4 protein-coding genes are annotated in these 18470 nt (G+C 73.5%); all 4 read right to left on the reverse strand.

The window, feature by feature from the left end; all coding sequences use genetic code 11:
- The coding region (locus ACWCPM_RS06090; protein ID WP_450974924.1) for a WXG100-like domain-containing protein at positions 1–14209 on the reverse strand (14209 nt) is incomplete at its 3' end.
- 81 nt (positions 14210–14290) lie between these two features.
- Positions 14291–14665, reverse strand: a complete 375-nt coding sequence (locus tag ACWCPM_RS06095) for a hypothetical protein (protein ID WP_450974925.1) — start codon at positions 14663–14665, stop codon at positions 14291–14293.
- Positions 14666–14667: 2 nt separating this feature from the next.
- Positions 14668–15123, reverse strand: a complete 456-nt coding sequence (locus tag ACWCPM_RS06100) for a YbaB/EbfC family nucleoid-associated protein (protein WP_450974926.1) — start codon at positions 15121–15123, stop codon at positions 14668–14670.
- Between the two features lie 193 nt (positions 15124–15316).
- On the reverse strand, positions 15317–18457 hold the full coding sequence (locus ACWCPM_RS06105; RefSeq protein WP_450974927.1) for an AAWKG family protein: 3141 nt from the start codon (positions 18455–18457) through the stop codon (positions 15317–15319).
- Between the last annotated feature and the right edge of the window lie 13 nt (positions 18458–18470).

Here is an 18470-nt window from a genome sequence, read left to right on the forward strand (position 1 = left end):
GGCGCGCGTCGAAGCCCGAACGCACCACGAAACGCGGGCGGCTGTCGCGCCGGGACGGGGAAGGAGGCGACACCTGCTGCGTGGGCGCCCCGGCGGGCTGCGGAAGACGGGGACCGATCGCGTCCGTCGCGGTGTCCAGCTCCATCTCCTCGCCCCCGGACTCGTACTCGGAGGAGGACGCGTCGGGGTTCTGCGGGTTGTCGTTGTCGCTTCTGTCGCCGTGGAGAACGCCGTTGTGGTCGAGGCTCGCGCCGATGGTCTCCGCGTTGTCGCTGATGTACTCCCTCACCTGAGGGTGCTGCCGCATCCACTCGGGCATGCGCCAGCCGGGGAAGAACGTGCCGTGGGTCCCCGACGCCCGCACCTGGTGGCCGAGGGGGCGCCCGATGTGCTCGTTGACCGCCTGGTAGGCGAGGTCGCAGGCGGCACAGGCCATCTTGAAGCCGCCGAGGGGGAGGGTCTGCGGGGCGGCCGGGTCTCCGGGGTTGTTCCGCCAGTGCTCCACCCAGTGCCCGAGCAGGGTGAGCTCACCGTGCTCGGAGCCGTACGACACGCTCGACCCGGTCGCCTCCTGACCGCTGACGTTGAGGAGGGTCGGGTTGGCCAACGCCTTTTTGACGAGGTCGAGTTCGGGTGAGTCCGGATGGTAGAGGCGGTACCAGCCGGTGGCGAGGGCGCGCAGCTTGGTGCGGTCGCGCATCTCCCGTGCCATCGCGGGCCGCCTGCGCGCCAGCCATCCCTCGTCGCGGCGCCACTGACGCTGGTCGGCCGTCAGGCTCCGGCGCTCCTGCCGCAGGGACTCCTCCGCCTCGGGGAGGCTGTCCCACTGCCGCTGGAACTCGTCGTTCCAGACCCCCGACTCGTACCGCTCGTTCAGCGAGTCCCGCAGCCGTGACAGCTCCTGTTCCCCGTGGTCGAGTGCGCGCTGCCGGTCCTCCAGCCGCGCCGCCGAGTCCCGGTGGGCCGCCTCGTCGCTGTTCCACTTCTCGATCTTCTGCTGCTGGGGGGTTCCGGCAGGCTCCTGACCGGTGGCGAACCAACGCAGTTCCTGCGCCACCAGGGCCGCCTCGTCGCCGGTGAGCGCCTTGGCGCCGGTGTTGCCCGCGATGCCGAGGGAGCCGTCCGGCAGCAGGGCGACGGCGATGTGCGGGGTGACCTGGGCGTCCGCCTGCCGGTTCTCCTTGCGCAGGACGTCCTTCACCAGGCGGGCCACCCGGTCCAGCATCCGCAGTGTCACCTGGCGGTCGCGTGCCGTGGTGCCGGTCGGGCGGGTCTGGGTGAACGGTCCGCCGGTGCCCAGGCCGAGCGCCTCGCGCAGGGCGTCGTACTCCTCGGTCTGGAGCCTGCCGTCCTGTTCGGCGAGGTCCAGGGCCTCGGGCAGGCCGAAGCCCGTGACCTCGTGGAAGGCACTGTCGAAGGCCACGTCCGGGAGGCCGCCGCCCAGTTGCGCGGCGCGCCGCCGCACCACGTCCAGCAACGCGTCCACGCGGAGGTCGGGTTCGGTCAGGAGGTCGGCGAACTCGGTCGCGAACCCGATCTCCGGACCCGTGAGTACGGCCGTCTCCTCAGGTGCGGGGTCGGCGCCTCCTTCGTCCATGTCGTCGCCGAGGCCGTAGTCCTCGAAGCCGTCGTCGCCCAGGCTGTTGTCGGCGGAGCCGTCGTCCTCGGAGCCGAGGTCCATCTCCGCGTCCGACTCCGGGCCCGTGCCGGTGGTGGGGGCGTTGCCGGACAGCGTGCTCAGGTCCAGCGCCTCCTCCTCGGTGGGCGGGCTCGTGGCGTCGCCGCCCGTGGGGGACGGGGGCAGCGGGACCGCGGCGGGGTCCTGCTCGTTCCGGCGCGGCGGGGGTGCCGGGGTGCGCAGGATCAGCGGGACGAAGTCGCCGCCGCGGCGGCGGAGCCTCAGGTGCGGGCCGGACTCGCCGGACGGACCGGCGTAGGTGTGGGCGGTGCCGTTCTCCTCGACGAGGGTGACGGTGGCGCCCGTCGCGGCAGCGGCCCACCGGGCCACCGCGCGGTCTGCCCCCGGGCCCCACGGAGCCTCGGCGAGATGGCGGCGCAGGTGCGCCTCGCGGGCCTCCCTGGTCGGTGCGGGGGCGCCGGGGCGCTGCCGGAGCGGCGGTGGCGTGAAGAGCGAGTCGCGCTCGGCCGGGTCTCCGGGGAGGCCGTTCAGACGCATCAGCCGGGCGGGCGGCGCCCCGGCGCGGACACGCAGCCGGGTCGCCTCGTGGCTGTCCAGGCCGGGCCGGCCGGCGGCGTGGCGCAGAGCCGTGGACAGGGCGGCGAAGAAGCCGTTTCCCCGGCCGGTGGGGGTGCCCTGGGTCCAGGTGGCGCCGTCGGGCGCGGTGAGGACGCCGTCGCGGGCGAGGCGGTAGCGCGGGCCGCCGCCGCTGTCGGCGGGCGGCAGCCAGGGCGGGGTGGTGTGGCTGCGGTGCGCGGGCGGGTCGGCCGGCGAGCGTTCCGACGTGGCGGGCGTGGTGGCGGCGTTCGTGCCGGAGTCCGTCGCGGCCGTCGGAGCCGGCAGGGCGGTGGCGACCGGTGGCGGGGTGCCGGGCGGGAGGGCGGCGTGGAAGAAGCCGTCGGCGGTGAACAGGACAGGGTCGGCGGCGCGGTCGACGGCGGCCTGGTCGGTGCCGTGCGGGAGGAAGAGCTGCTCGCGGCCCTCGCCGGTGACCACGGTGAGCGGGGTGCCCAGGACGCGGGCGGCCAGGGCGGGCAGCAGGTCGGCGCCGCCGTGGTCGCCCGCTCGGCGCTCGGGCGGCGGCGTGCCGTCCAGCCGCCCGGTGCGGTCCGGCTCTCCGGTGGCACTCGGCTGTCCCGTGGCGTTCGGTCCCCCCGGGCCGTTCGGGCGGCCGGTGCCGTCCGGTTGCGGCTCGCTCGTGAACGGGCGGAACATGGCCGCCGTGGCCAGCCGTACCCGCTGTGCGGGGGTAGGCCAGAAGGTCTGCGGGAGACGGCCGAACGCGTCGAACTCGGCCTGCTGCGCGGGCGTCAACCCGACCTCGGCGAAGTCGAGTTCGTCCTGGGTGAAGGTGTCCGCGGCGTCCAGCGCGAGGGCGTCGAGCAGATCCGCGTTGCCGTCCTCGCCGAGCGCCCAGGCGAGGCGGTCGCGGGCGGCGTGGACCGCCCGCTCGGTCAGCGCCGGATCTCCCGGGGCGGCGGTGAAGCGGTCGGCGAGGTCGGTGCCGAGGAGGTGGGGCAGCCGGCCGCGGGCCTCGGCGGCGGCGAGCAGCGCGTGGAGGAAGGAGGCACCGTCGTGCGGCATGTCGTGCAGCTCGCGCACGGTGGTGCCGTCGGGAGAGGTGAGGGTGCGCGGCGTGGAGCCGGTCCCGCCGGTGATCGTGTAGGGCTCGGGTGCCTCGGAGCGCCAGTCCGGCGCGGTGTGGGTCTGGGGCCGGTCCCGTGTCGGGACCCTGGCCGAACCCTGGTGGTGGGCGGTGAGGCGGGTGGCGGCGAGGTGCAGGCGGTGATGGTCCTCGGCGGCGGCGCCGGTGCGCTGTTCCCAGCGGCGCACCTCCTCGCGGGCGGCCTGCCAGGCGGCGACGGCCGGGGACTGCGCCATGGCCTGCGGCAGGACGGTCGGCCGGTCGGGCTGGTCGTCGCCGAGCGCCGCCTGTTCCTCCGCGCCGAGGTCGAGCCATGTCTCCCGGGCCCGTGCGCGGGCGTCGTAGTAGCCCTTCTCGGCCGTGGCGAGGTCGCCCGCCGCCTTGGCCATGTCGTCCCATGCGGTGCCGACCTCGTCGGGGAACGTGGTGTCGTCCAGCAGGCCGTAGTCGCGGGCGAGGTCCTCGCGCAGCCAGATCAGGGCGGTGGTCTCCGCCTCGGCGGCGCGGGGGCCGCGCTTGGCCTTGCCGAGGGCGTGCAGCGGGCGGCTGTCGGTGACCCGGTGGTCCACCTCGGCCACCGACAGCCAGCTCACCGGCACCGCGAAGAGCATGCTGCGGTCGGTGAGGACCTTGAGGTGGGTGCCGAGCGTGGTGTCCACGGTCCCCTTGAGCGTGGTGCCGTCGGTCGCTCCGCCGATGGGGACGCTCGCGCCCGGGTTGGTGACGCCCGCGTTGCTGTTGCCCGCCAGCGGCGAGGTGCCCACGGTGCCCTCGACGCTGTCGGTGATGCCCGCCTCGGCGGCGTCGGAGGTCTTGGTCCGCTGCATGGCCTCCATGCGCGGCTTGCTCTCGACGGCGAGCAGCCGGGCGCCGCCGCGGTGCATCCTCGCGTAGAGACGGGAGTCGGCGGTGTGGGACTGGCCGAGGAGGCGGGCGGACGCCTGGGTGGGCAGCGGTGAGCCGTTCGCTCCGAGTGCCTCGCGGAAGCCTGCGGTCAGTCCGACCTGCGTGGTGGCCTCCTGCTGGGCCTGGGCGGGTGCGGTGCCGAGGCCGGTGAGCGGGGTGAGGCGGGCCATCCGCACGCGTTCGGTGAGGACCTTGCCGGTGTGCCTCTTGCCGAGGTCGCTGTCGCCGAGGCCGTCGGCGCGGGCGGTGGCCAGGGTCAGGGCGTCCTGCACGTTGGCCGAGCCGAGGACGTCCACGGCGAGGATGCCGGAGCCGATGCGGTCGTCGAAGGGCAGCACGTCCGGGTCGTCGGCGCCGCGCCAGGCGGCGATGCCTTCCGGTCGTGCCTGGTCGGCCGTCAGCATGCGGACCGCGCGCTCGGGTTCGGGCACGTCCCGCTCGGTGAGCGCGCCGTCGGCGCCGTCGCCGTCCGGGGTGAGCAGTCCGGCCGGGAGGATCTCGTTGAGGCTGCCGACGGGGGCGACGGCGCGGGGGGAGAGCGGCTCGCCGACCGCGTCCGTCATGGTGACGGTCAGGACGTACCGGGTGACGATCTCGGCGTGTGCCTGGGTGGTGGCGATGTTCGGCATCGAGGTGCTGCCGGTGGTCTCTGTGCGGGTGTTCGAACGCTGCTTGGCCGCGGTGCCCTGGAGCGAGGGGTTGGCGACGAGGACGCCGCTGCCCGCCGCGCGTTCGGAGGCGCTCAGGGTCACGTCGGCGCCGCGGTCCTGGGAGCCGGCGCGGGAGTCGTCGCGGGCCGTGGTGCGGTAGTCCTCCAGCTCGAAACCGGTGCGCAGCCGTTCCACGGTGGTGGTCACCGGGGTCAGCTTGAACCGGACCTGGGCGGGGCTGCCGCCGACCGGCAGCCGGAACGGGCTGGACCAGGTGCGGTAGCGGACGGGCAGGGTCATCCCGTCGGTGGTCAGCTCGTGCAGTTGGGCGCGCAGGAAGTCCGGGGAGAGCCGCTGGAGGACCTGCTCCCGGTCGTGCGAGGGCACGCCGATCCTCTCCAGACGCCCCATCAGCTGCCGCGCCGCCTGGGTCGCGTCGAGCTGGCCGCTGGGGTGGCTGGGGAAGCGCCGGCCGCGCAGGAACGGGGGCAGCCGGTAGCCGCCGCCGAGGTTGCGCGGGGTGGTGGTGCCGAGGCCGTCCGGGGCGAGGCCGGCCTCGATGGCGTCCTGCATCGGCAGATGGAACATCACGGCGTCGCGGACCCGCTGGAGCGCGGCGGCGGCCCGGCGCGGGGAGAGGCTCCGGCCGAGGCGCTCAGAGAGCCGGCCGGCCGCGCCGCTGATCCGGGCCCCGGCGCCGGTGCCGACGGCGCCCATCGCGGCCGTCCAGCGGTCCCGCACGGCGACGGTCTCGGCGGCGTCGGCGACCACCAGGTACATCCGCCCGGCGAAGGTGAGGGTGGTGTTGCGTCCCCGGGTGAGGGTCTGCGAGACGCTGCGGCCCTTGCCCCAGGCGTACTGGAGGGCGGTCGCGTAGGAGCCGACCACCGGCTGTCCGCCGGGAGCATGCTGCAGGGGCGAGTCGGCGCCCTGGAGGCCGACGGTGGTACGGGAGGCGGTGCCGGCGCCGGCGGCGACGCGGTGCTCGTTGCCGATGGTCGCTTCGAGGCTGGCGGGTTTCGGGTCGCTCTTGATGCGCAGGTTGTGCAGTTCACCGCGGATCGCGGCCTTCAGGTAGTGGGTCTGGAACGGTCCGGCGCCGTTGAGTCCGGTGACGCGGGCGCCGAACGGCCCGAGGTACTGGCCGAGTTGCCCGGCGACGTGGAGGTTCGCCATCGCCCGGCGCAGCGCGGTGCGGACGGGGGCGCCGGGCGCGCTGACGTGCCAGGAGGTGCCCGAGGCGCGGTCGGCGGTGTCCTGCACCAGCTGCTGGCGCTGAGGACCGCCCTCGGTGCTGAGGACCACGTGAGGAGCGCTCAGCAGCTTGCGGGTGAGCAGCCGGTCGGCCGATTCCGTCCTGGGCAGCGGGCGGGTGCCGTCGAGGAGTTGCTCGGCCTCGGTGGCGGAGAGCCGTCGCGGCGCGGGGACGGGCGCCGGTGCCGGGCCGCCGGGCGGCGGGTCGGCGGGGGCGTGGCGGTCGGAGCCGTGCGCCGCGGGCACGGCCAGCTCGACCCGGCCCACGGTCTCGCTGCCCCGGGTGAACAGCGGGCGTTCCTCGACCTTGCTGACGAAGACGCCGGCGCCGAGCAGCCCGACGGAGGCGAGCCGTGCCCAGCCGCGCGGGCGGCGGTGGCCCTCGAAGGAGGCGCCCAGTTCCACCTGGTAGCTGTAGAGGTCGGCGCCGTTCTGGAACGTCAGGTGGTCGTGGGTGACCGCGACCGTGCTGCGGGTGGCCTTCTGGTCCGTCTTCGCGTAGCGGACGCCGAGGGACACGTTGCCGGCCTGACGCGGCGCCCCGGCTTCTGGCACCTTGTCGTGGTCGCGCGGCGCGACGCCGAACTCGACGCCGCCGGAGAGCGTGGTGGACGCCTGCTGCCCCTGGCCGGACAACTCGGTGCCGATCACCGCGTTGCGCAGCGAACGTTCGCTCATGGTGGTCTCGAACCGCCGGTCGGAGAGCCGCGCCCGCAGGATCAGGGTGTGGTGGCCGCGGCGCACCTTGCCGTCCTCGGTGAGCGTGACCGGCACCCCGGTGGTGGTCAGGTCGTCCAGACTCTGCGCGAGGGTGGGCCGGTTGAGCGCCTCGCGCACCTGGCGGTCGTTGTGCAGCGCGGTGCGCATCCGCCCGTCGCCGTACCAGAACTTCGCCAGCCGCGGGTGCCGCAGCATGAGCGGCGGGACGAACAGCGACGGGTAAGAGCGGTGCAGGGTGTCCAGTACGGCGTCCGTGAAGGCCCGCATGGGGTCCTGGGGGGTGGGGTTCCCGTTCTGGTTCGGGCCCTGCTGGTTCTGGTTCTGCTGGTTCTGGTTCTGCTGGTCCTGGTTCGGGGTCGGGTTCGGGGTCGGGTTCGGCTGCTGGTCCTGGTTCTGGGTCGGGTTCGGCTGCGGGTTTTGGGTCGGGTGCTGCTGCGGGTTCTGGGTCTGGCCCGGTACGGCGTTCTGCGGGCGGTCGGGGCGGAAGCCCTCGGCGCGGACCTGGCCGCTGAGGTGGACCGGGTCCTCGCGGGTGAGGTACCACGGCACCGGCGGCTCGGCGTCCGGGTTCGGGCCCGTCCGGCCGGGCGTGCGGCTGTCCCAGCCCGCGAGCCGGCGGGCGTCCTGCGTGGAGATCCAGTCCAGGCTGACCACCCGGACCGGGCGGGCCGCGGAGGACGGTTCGCCCGCCTTGCGCACCATCAGGGTGCGCTCCACCCGGTAGAGCGCCACCGGGTGGTTGCGGACGCGTCCGGTGGTCTTGCGGGCCGCGTCGGTACCGAGGTAGTGCCCCCGTCCGGTGCTCAGGTCCGCGCGGACCAGCGGGCCGCCCTGGAGACGCACGTCGGTCTCCGGGCCGACGAGAGTGTAGTTCGGCCCCGCGGTGACCTGGATGCCGAAGCGGGTGTCGCGGGCGTGGCCGCGTTCGTTCTGGTACGTGGTCTGGGTGAGATCGCGCAGCTCCGCCTTGACGGACTCGGTGACCAGGGTGGCCCGGTGCGGGACCGACCGCTCGACGATCAGATGCCCCAGCGGGTGCTGACCGCTCCCCCGGGTCAGCTCGGGTCCGCTGACCGGCCCCGAGAACCGCCCGAACAGCGCGAGCAGCCGCCCCGGACGGACGTAGGAGACCATCGTGCGATGCGCCGAACTGCCGGGGCGCGCACCGGAGACGGCGAGCGCCAGGTCCTCCGGCGGGTCCGTCAGGTGCAGTCCGGTGGTGTCGGTGACCCGCGGCTCCACGCCGTCCGGGAAGGTGAGCGTCTCGGGCGCCCGGCGGGGTCCCTTGAAGGGCACGGTGAGGTCGTCCGGCAGCCGCCAGCTCAACCCGTCCCGCATGGCGAACTCCGCGGTGTGCACCGGGGTGCGCTGCCAGCGGGGGCCCGGCGCGGGGGTCGCGTCGGCCGGCCCGTCGGTCTTCGGCGCCTCGGTGACCCGCTCCACCCGCACCCGGTAGTGGACGTCGTCCAGGTGCAGATGGGAGCCGTCCACGGCGCGGTACTCGGTCTGGTGGTACGCCTGGGTGCCCTGGGTGTAGTCGGTCCTGCGTGTCCAGCCCAGCGAGAGCCCGATCTTCAGCAGCCAGTTGAGCGGTGGGCCCATGCTCAGCGCGGCGGCGATCCGGCGCCCGTGGCCGACGCTGCGTCCGCCGCCTGTTCCGGCCTGGCCGCGCCGCATGGTGTCGAGGCGGACGGTGCCGCCGTCGACGTCGGAGAATCGCTCCCAGCGGTGGTAGGGGACGGCCTCGACGGTCATCTCATGGCCGACGCCGGACTTCTCCCGGCCCACCAGGCGAGCGCCGCGCGGGGCGGTGAACGCGCCGGGCTGGTCGGTCAGCAGGCGCAGCAGTTCCGCCTCGTCGAACTGGGCCCGCAGCTTCTTCGGCAGCTTCCCGAGGATCTCCTCGGCCACCTGCTCGGGCGAACGCAGAGTGAGCACGCCCGGGCCGGTCAGGAGCCCGCTCGGGGCGTCGTCGGTGCGACCGCCCGCATTCCCGGCCGTCGGATCGGCGCCCGGGCTGAGCAGTACGGCGGGCAGCCGGCTGCCGTCCTCGAAGGTGACGGTGCGCGGTGCGGGGGCCGGGGGCCGGGCGTCCGGGCCGGTGAGCAGCCGGGCCGGACGGTACCGTTCGAGCTGGGTCTCCAACGGCACCGGATCGCCGCGGTCGGGGGTCTCCGGGGCGGGGCGGTCGAGGTCGGTGATCCCGCCCATGCTGCGCAGCCACTCGCCGAAGAGGTCGGAGCCGTCGGGCTCGTCGGTGACGGGGCCCGGAGTCGCGGGGTTCGGGGTCGCGGGGTTCGGGGTCGCGGGGTTCGGGGTGGCGGGGTTCGTGCCGCTGGTGAGCGGGGCCGTCGCCGGGACCAGGGCGTCGTAGTGGTCGCTGCCGTTGTAGGCGAGGTGCAGGGTGCCGCCCTGGCCGCCCGGGTGGAGGGTGGTGACCAGGGTGTCTCCGGGCGACTGCGGGTCGGGCTGGACGAGCCGCAGGTCGAGGTCGAGGGTGTGCGCGAGCGCCTGCGGGAGCACGTCGGCGAAGGGTGAGGACCACAGCTCCGGGAGTTCGGCCGCGGCCACGACGAGTTCCTCGGTGCCGAGCCGCCGCGCCTGGGCGGGAGTGGGCGCCACGTCGGCGAGGTGCGGGTAGCCGCTGTCGCGCAGGAGGCGCCGCCACTGGCGGGCGTCGCCGTCGGTGACGACGGCCTGCGCGATCCGGTTCCAGCGCTCGGTGATCCGGCGCCGCGCCTCCGGGTCCCGCACCCCGGCGAGGGCCGTCATCCGCAGGTCGTCCACCACGGCGAGCACCGGGTCGGGGGTCGCCTCGGCGGCCGCGGCGGCCAGTTCGGACCCGGCCATCCGGTCGCGCAGCAGTGTGCGCAGTCCGGCCACGTTCCGCGCGGCCCAGGCGGGCGGAACGTCCAGACCGCGCGCGCTGTCGAGCAGGGCGCGGAAGAGGCAGTTCCCGTCGGCCCGGGTGTCCAGGCGCCGGAAGGCCAGGCCGTCGGCGTGCACGGTGTCCGCCGGGTCGGGGGTCGTGGCGGCGCCCTTGCTGAGGAGGTCCAGGTCGCCGGCGAGGCTCTCCGGGCGGCTCGGCACCGGCGCCAGGTCGGGCCTGCGGCGGGCGAGTTCGGCGGCGTCCTCGGGGCTGAGGGCCAGCTCGGACAGCGGCAGCGGAGTGCTGGAGAGCGACCAGGTGATCTGTGCGGACGGCGCGTAGGAGAGACCGCGCACGTCCTCCGGCGAGACCAGGGTGTGCGGCGGGAGCGCGGGCGGCGGCGGGGGCAGCAGCGCGTCGAGCGTGGTGTCGGGGCCGGCGGTGCCGCGCAACGCGGCGGCGGCACGCAGGAACTCGCTGAACTCCTCGACCGTGGAGTCGGCCGCCGGGTCGGAGGTCGTGCCGCCCGTGGTGCCGCGCCGGTCGAGGACCATCCGGCGCAGAAGGTCCGGCGTCATCCGGCCGTCGCCGTAGCGGGCCGCGCTCCGGGGGCTGAGCCAGCGCAAGCCGTCCACGTAGGCGAGCCCTGCCAGCAACTCGCGACTCTCCGGCCGCTGTTCGGCGTCCGGGCCGAAGGCGTCGCGCAGGGTGCGGATCTGCTGGAGGGTACGGGCCCTGGCGAAGGCGTCGGCCGGTTCCGGACCCGTGTGCAGACCGGCGTCGCGCGCCAACCCGTCCAGGTCGGCGCCGGCGGGTTCCGGGGTGAACAGCCGCCAGCGGCCCGGCCCGTCCGGTCCCTCCGTGAGCACCGCGCGGACGTCGCCTGCACGGTCGCGTGCCGTGCCCACCTCGGTGGTCGGCGCGTACACCGGACGCCCGGTGCGGTTCGCCACGTGCTGGGCCACGGGCAGCCCCGCCACCTCCGGCTGCCGCCCGGTCTCGCAGGAGAACAGCACGAGCGGACGGTCCTGGTCGCCGTCCCGCGCCCAGGACTTGAGCAGCTCGCCGAACTGCACACCGCTGACCTTCACGGTGGGGTGCGCCACGTCGTCGGTGCCCAGCGTGACGGTACGGGGGGTGCCGTGCCCCCCGAAGTAGTCGGCGCCACGCTCGGTGCCGGAGCCGGGCAACGGGGTGGGCGGTCCGGTGAACACCGTTCGAGGGGCGGGGAGATCGGCGCTGGCGATCTCCGAGGCGACGGGACCGGAGGGCGTGGGGCTGGACGTGGTGGTACCGGACGTGGTGGTGCGCACGCCGCGGAAGGTGTCCTGGCCGAGCAGCGCCCGACGCGCCGCGCCGTGCGCCGTACCGTCCTCGGCCGGGCTCTGAGAAATGGTCAACGTCTGTACGGCGCGCCCCGGCGGCGTCTTGTGGGCCGCGTCCGGCACCCAGCGCCGCACCTGCGCGACCGGCACCGTGAGGCCGTCCAGGGTGATGACGGCCGGCTCGGTCGTGGACCGCGCGGGCCCGCTCCCGTCGTCCGTGGTACCGGTGCCCTCCGCGGGCCGTACGACGATCCGTGCCGGCGGTGGGGGCGCGGCGAGGGGCGTCGGCGGGGGATCCTGGGGCGTGGTGGACGGGGGTGGGGTGGCGTCGGTCTCGGGCCCGCGGGCGCCGCCCGAGCCAGGGACCTCGCCGCCGGTTCTGTCGCCGTGCCCCGACTCCAGGTGCAGCTCGGTGGCCGGTTCGGTCCAGGGGCGGGACAGGGTGGCGAGCTTGGCGGCCGGGGGGTCGGTGAGGACGGCGGGTTCCACGGTGGATTCCTGCGCGACCGCGGTGCCGGACGCGGGTGTCGGGCTCTGCGTGAGCACCTTGAGCACCTTCGCCGAGGGCTCGACCCGGGGGGTGGGCGCCGGATCGACGCCGGTCGTCCCGGTGCTCACGGTGGCGGGCCGGGCCGGCGGGCCGAGGGCATCGGCGAGCGGCAGCAGGACGTCCGCGCCGGGGAAGGCGATCTGGGTGTCGTCCGTGCCGTCCGGCGTCATCGTGAGCGGTGTGCCGGTGAGCGGGCGGACCCGGACCGGGGCGCCCGGCCCCTCGCGGGTCAGCTCGACGGCGGCACGTACCGGGCGCGCCGCCCCGTCCGGCGTGACCGGCGGCCCGAGCACCACCGCGCGGTCCGTCCTGGCCCCGTCGAGCAGGTCGGCGGCCTCGGGCGACCCCTCCCCCGGTGGCGCCGCCTGGGAGACCACGATCGTCAGGGGCGGCGTCGGTTCTGCGTCGCCCGTGTCGCGTACGTCGCCCGTGTCGGCGTACGCGCCCGTGGTGCCCACCTTCGGCGGAGCGGCGGTGAGGTCCGCGGCGCGGGTGGAGGCGCTGTCGGTGGAGGAGTCCGAGGTGGAGGAGTTTGAGGTGGCGGCGATCTCGGGCGGGCCGACGCCGTCCGAAGAAGTCGTGAACTCCGTGGAGGAGGACGTGGAATCCGAGGAAGTCGTGGAGTCGGAGGAAGTCCTGGCCTCCGTGGAAGTCGTGGACTGCGGTGAAGTCGTGCTCTGCTGCTGCGCGGTCTGACCGGAGCCGTGGGACGGTGTGCCTCCGCCCGTGGGGACGCCACCCGGCCGCCCGCCCGTACCGGTGCCGGGCGTGGTGGTGCCGGTGGGGGCGTGGGAGGCGACGGGACCACCGCTCTCCTGGCCCGGTGCGGCTGCCGTACGTCCGTCCTGCCCGCTCACCTCGACGTCCGACGTGAGCGGGGTGTCCACCGTGACCGGCGTGCCGAACCCGTCGAGGGCGCGGCGGACCTGGTCGGCGTCGACCTCGGCGGCGAGGCTGTTCTCGGCGGGCACCACCCGGACCTCGGGCAGCTGTGACAGGTCGGTGTGCAGGCCGTCGCGGACGCCGATCTCCGTGGCACCGGGCGGCTGCGCGTCGCGCAGGGCCGCGAGGTCGCGCAGGGCCTGCTCACGGACCTCGGCCGGGCCGGTGTGGACCTGCTGCCACAGCGCGTTCTCGGCGGCCGTCACGGGCAGCGTGCCCGGGGAGTACGGCGGCGGGTCCGACGTGGTGTACGGGGGCGGGTTGCCCGCGGAGCCGGTGGCCGTGTGCGCGGCACCGCCGGTCAGATCGGTGGTCGAGGGAGCGCCGGTGCGGTCGGGGCCGTCGCCGTTCTGGGAGCGGGAGGAATCGGCGGAGTCCCGTGTGCCCGAGTCCGAATCCGTGTCCGTGTCCGTGCCGCCGCCGGAGACCGTCGGCGGCTGGTTGCGCAACTTGTCGATGGCGTGGCGCAGTTCGGCACCGCTGTTCAGGGCGGTGTCGGTGAGCGTGGCCTCGACCTGGCTGCTGACGCCCGCGCCCACGAAGGTGGACCAGCTGGTGGACCAGTCGCCGTCGAAGGCTCCCTTGATCAGGATCTCCGCGAGCGCCTCGCCGGAGCCGGCGGCGAGGAAGTCGGCCGTCCCCTTGAGCCCGTAGTGGCCGGCCAGCGCGCCCGGCCGGTCGGCGTTGTTGCGCAGGATCTGGCTGTTGCGCCACAGGTTGGGGTTGTTCCGGAAGGAGAGCGGGCCGCCCCGGAAGGTGAGCGGCGTGTTGTTGGTGAGGTGGGGGCCGTTCCCGTTCGGGCCTGGGCCAGGACGGGGGTCGGGGTCCGGTTCGGGGCCGGGGCGGTTGTTCCCGGAGCCGGGGCCGGGGGTGTCGCGCGGGTTCGGGCCGGGGGTGTCGCGGAGGTTCGGGTTGGGGGTGGGCTTGGGTTTGAACTCGGAGTCCGGCCCGTTCTTCAGGAAGTTGTTGTCGTAGCTCTTCACGATGTGCTTCGCGAAGCTGTCGAAGATGCTGGTGAAGAAGCCGGCGGCAGCTCCGAACGCGGCGGACTTGAGGATGTCGTTCCAGTCGAAGCCGTCGGGGCGGCGGCCGTCCGGAGCGAAGTTCATCATCGCCAGGCGCACGGCGAAGGTCGTGAACGCCTCCGCGAACGCCTCGGTCAGCGAGGGCGCTATGTGCAGCCGCTGGAGGAGGTGGCTGAGCGTGGTGAGGATGAGGAACCGGCTGCGCAGCTTGGCCATCATGATCTGGCTGGCCGAGAGGCCCCCGGTGAAGAAGGACAGCGCCAGGTAGATGGCGATCTCGATGAGCAGCCGGATGATCTCGGCGATGACCTGCCACTTGGACTCCATGATGTCCATGGAGGTCTTGCGCCGGCCCTCGGCGATCTTGTCGAGTTGCTCGGCGAAGTCGCGCAGATAGTTCTTGCCTCCGTCGTCGATGAGCATGCCCATCGCCCTGGCGTACGACTTGGCCAGGTCGTCCGGCATCACCTCGGCGATGTCGTGGATCGACTTGTCGATCAGCGAGGAGAGCCGGTCGAGCTTGCGGCCGAGGCCCGAGTAGGCGCGGCGGCTCTCGTAGGCGAGGTCCTCGTCGGCGTCGATGAGCTTCTCCCCGGTGAGGATGAAGATCATCGCGTTGACCTCGGGCGATGCCTGGATGCTCATACGGGGCCGCCCCGGGCGCCGTACGGGCAGGACGGAGCGGCCGCTCCCGGCGTGGTGCGGGAGCGGCCGGCGGTGCGGAGCTCAGCGGCGGCCATGCCCGCCCGGGCCGTCGCCGTCGAAACCGTCGGTGCCGAGCCGGTTGTTGCGCCGCTCGATGTGCTCCAGGTTGCGGTCGCGGGTGTCCTTCACCATCCGGACCTGGCCGACCGTGGCGTCCGTGATGCCCACCAGCGCGTCACGGATGGCCATCATGGTCTCCTTGGTCGTCTGCCGCTCCTTCAGCTCCTGCGGCTTCGCCTTCTCGGCGAACTCCCCCTCCGAGCCAGGCCATGTGACGGTGAGGGCCACCTCGTCGAGGAACTCCTCGGTGAGGCTGCCGGCCAGGACGCCGATCTCCTCCAGCTGCCTCGCCAGGGCCTCGATGCGGTGCGGGTCGACGTAGTACCGCTGTCCCATCGTCAGTCCTCCCCGTCGTCGCCGAGCGCGTCCCGCCAGGCGGGGGCCGTCCGGTCGTCGCGTTCCGTGTCCTCGTCGTCCTCGCGCAGCACCTCGGGGCCGAAGATCCGCTCCCAGTCGAGCTCGAAGCCCTTCAGCTCGGGCACCTGGGCGCTGGGCTCGGTGAAGGGTGCCATCGCCTTCATCACGTGCCGGTTCATCTTCACGCGTGCCGCGTTCGCCGCCTCCAGGACGCTGGCGGCGAGCTCCTGGGGGGACATGTCGCGGTACTTGTTCTCCAGGAACTCGATCCCGGCCAGTTCGCCCTGCGGGCCGACGGTGGCCCGGACCGCGCGGTCGGAGGAGAGCACCGCGAACGACGCCTGGCGCAGCTCGCGTTCGGTGCGCGCGACCGCCTCCTGGGCCGCCTGGAGTTCGGCCATCGCCTTCTCCAGGCGCTTCTCCAGAGGTTCCGTCACGGCGCTCCCGCCCTTCTGCGTCTTCTCCGCCGGCCGCTTCGCGCGTCCGTCGCGGCCACAGGCCGCGTCCGCCGGTCTGTCGTCCGGTCCGTCAACCGTGCTGCTGATCCTGCCTGGTGGGATCTCCGCCGCGGAAGCCGGGGCTGGGTATGACGTGTCGTCACATGTGGCTCCGGTCCGACCCGCGCGGTGTTCATCGTCCGATGACGGCCGGGGTGCCGCCCTCCTCGGTGCCCCACACGTCCGCGTCCTCCTCCAGGTAGTCGGCGGAACTGGTGGCCCCGCGGCCCGGCTCCGCCTCCTCCTCGGGCGAGTCGCCGCCCGTGGTCGCCACCCGGGAGGCCGGGGCCAGGAAGGTGTCGGAGTCCTCCTGGCGGTTCCACGGGTTGCGCCGCCGGCGGTTGCGGCGCTCGCTCTCCTCCGCCGCGTCGACCAGGACGGCGCGCACCCGCTCGCCGTTGCCCCGTTCGCCGCCGCCCATGCCACCCGCGCCCGTGCCGCCCATCGGCATGCCGGGGGTGCCGGGCATGCCGGGGGCCCCGGGGGCGCCGGCCGTGGGCGCGAGGGGGCTGCCCGCGCCGCCGGGGGCTCCGTCCGAGAGCGGTGCCACCACTGCGCCCGTGGAGCCGTCCGGGGAGATCCCGTCGGCCCCGGACAGCCCGCCGTCGGCCCCTGAGGCCCCGCCGGTGTTCACGCTGCCGCCGAGACCCAGATCGGACAGGGACAGGTCCCGAGTGGTGGTGCCGTCTCCGCCCGGGCCGTTGACACCGCCGAGGCTCTCCAGGTCGAAATCACCCAAGTCACCTCTGCCGCCGGAGGAGTTGAGGTCCTTCAGGTTCACCGTCTCGGTGTGGCCCTGCGCGTCGGTGACGGTGGCGATGCCGGTGTCCGGGTCGATCTCGTGCTTGCTGCCGTCCGGGAAGGTGGTACTCAGCCTGCCGTCGTCCAGCATGGTGGTGGAGCCGTCCGGGTTGTTCACCTTGGCGCCGTGGGTGAGGTCCGTCTTCGTGACGTTCCCGTCCGCGTCGGTGGACGTGAGCATGCCGGTGTCGGGGTCGAACACGGCCTTGCCGCCGTCCCGGAAGGTGGTGACGAAGTCGTCGCCCACCAGCTCGGTCTGCGCGCCGGTCGAGGACTCCAGGCCGTCCTGGCCGCCGTTGATGTTCCCGAGATCGCCCAGGTCGAGGTCCAGGTCGCCCAGGTCACCGAGGCCGTTCTGGCCGTTCTCGCCGTTGAGGTTCCCGAGACTCCCGAGGTTCTGCGTGGTGGTCGTGCCGTCGGGGTCCGTGGTCGTCGTCCGGCCGGTCGCCGGGTCGACGGTCTGCGTCGTGCCGTCGGGGAACGTCGTGGTCAGCTTCCCGTCCTCACCGAGGGTGGTCACCGAGCCGTCCGGGTTCGTCACCTTGACGCCGTCGCTCAGGTCCGTCGTGGTGGTCGAACCGTCGGGGTGGGTGGTGGTCAGCATCCCGGTGTCCGGGTCGAAGCTGGAGCTGCTGCCGTCCGGGAACTCGGTGGTGAGCTTGCCGTCGTCGAACTGGGTGCTGCCGCCCGTCGGGGTCTTGATCGCTCCGCCGCCGGAGTTCAGACCGCCGAGGTTGCCCAGGTTCGAGGTGATCGGGGGCGGGTTCGTGAGCTCCTCGCCGCCCGGGTTGTTCACGTCGCCGAGGTTGCCCAGGCTCTCGGTGACGACATTGTTCGGGTTCAGCAGGTCGTCGAGGTTGCCGAGGTTCTGCTCGTTGACCGCGTTGGGGTCGTTGATGCCGCCGAGGCTCTCCTGCATGGCTTTGGCCTGCTCGTCGGCCGCGCGCTGGGCCTCCTCCTGCTGGCGCCGCTGCTCCTCGCGCAGCTCGTCCTGGTAGCGGCGGTCCTCCTCGCGCTGCTGGTTCTGCTCGTTGCGCAGTTCCTCCTGGAGGCGCTGCTCCTCCTCGCGCTGCCGGTTCTGCTCCTCGCGCAGCTCGTCCTGATAGCGCCGGTCCTCCTCGCGCTGCTGGTTCTGCTCGTTGCGCAGTTCCTCCTGGTACCGGCGGTTCTCCTCGTTCTGCCTGTTGATCTCCTCCTGTTCCTCCTGCGCCCTGCGCTCCTCGTACTCCTCCGACGCCGTGCTGGTCGACTTCGGCTGGGGCACGTTGTCGGAGAATTCGTCGCCCAGGTCGAGGAAGTTGTTGTTCAGCGCCGACTGCACCTCGGCGGCGGGCTTGCCGAGGTACTCGTTGACGCCCTGGCTCCAGATCCTTACCGCCGCGTCGCCGACCTTCGCCCAGTTCTTGACGTCGGTGAGGTCGCCGTACTCGGGGTGCACCTGGCTGAAGCCGGCCTGCGGGCTGTGGCTGACGCTCGTGGTGTAGCGCGTGCTGGTGGACGTGATGTTCGTCTTGGCGACGTTGTTGGCGTCCACCCACTGCGCGAGCTCGTCCAGCACGTAGCGCAGCACCTGATGGGGGTCGTAGTACGGGGACTTGGCCCAGGCCAGCCACGCCTCCAGCAGCTTGGTGGCGGAGTCCTCCAGGTACTTGCGGCCCAGTGACAGGGCGCGTGAGTACACGGTGTTGCCGGTGGCGGTCTCGGCGCCCGACGAGGGAGTCTTGTTGAAGGTCTCCACGTAACTGTCGTAGTTCTCACGGACCTTCCTCAGCAGGCTGTGGAAGACCTCCGCCGCCTCGCCCTTCCAGCTCGCGTCGTCCCGCCCGAAGCGGTCCTCCCAGTCCTTGAGCACCACGGCGTGGTCCTTGAAGAACTTGGCGGCGAAGTCGAAGGACTCCCCGGTGGTGGTGAAGGACTTCAGGTCCACCACGTCGGCGTCGGGCACCCCCAGGTTGCTGAACCGGGCGTCCGCGGTGCTGCCGCCGAGCAGGGCGAGGAGCGCCGCCCGCGGCCCGTTCATGTACCGGGCGAGCGGGATGGTGCTCATGTTGGCCTTGTTGTAGTCCGTGAACTCGTTGCCCTCACGGACCTGCGCGTCATGGACATTGCCCGAGCCCGGACTGGCGAAGATGATCTCGTCGCCGACCTTCACCCGGCCCTCGAAGACGATCCGGGCCTGCATGATCGACCGTCTCTTGCCGCTGTCGAAGAACCAGATGTCGTAGTCCTCGCCCTTGTTCGTCAGGAAGCCGGAGTCCTTGACGAGCAGGGAGAGACTGCGCTCGGGGATGTCCATCCGGAACAGCTTGCCGCCGTGCTCCGAGCGGAGCGTGTCGAAGATGGTCTTGCGGTCCGGCACCGGATAGCCGGTGATGTGCGTGACCAGGGTGGCCCAGGTGTCGGTCGACGGGTCGCCCGCGTTGTCGAACTTGTCGAGGTTGGCGGCGGAGTTGGGATCGTACCGATCTGGCACCGGGGCGCCCTTT

The sequence above is a fragment of the Streptomyces sp. NPDC002309 genome (assembly GCF_053593375.1).

Coding starts and splice junctions, on each gene's coding strand:
- ACWCPM_RS06095 (WP_450974925.1), bottom strand. CDS start 14,665: ATGGGACAGCGGTACTACGTCGACCCGCACCGCATCGAGGCCCTGGCG.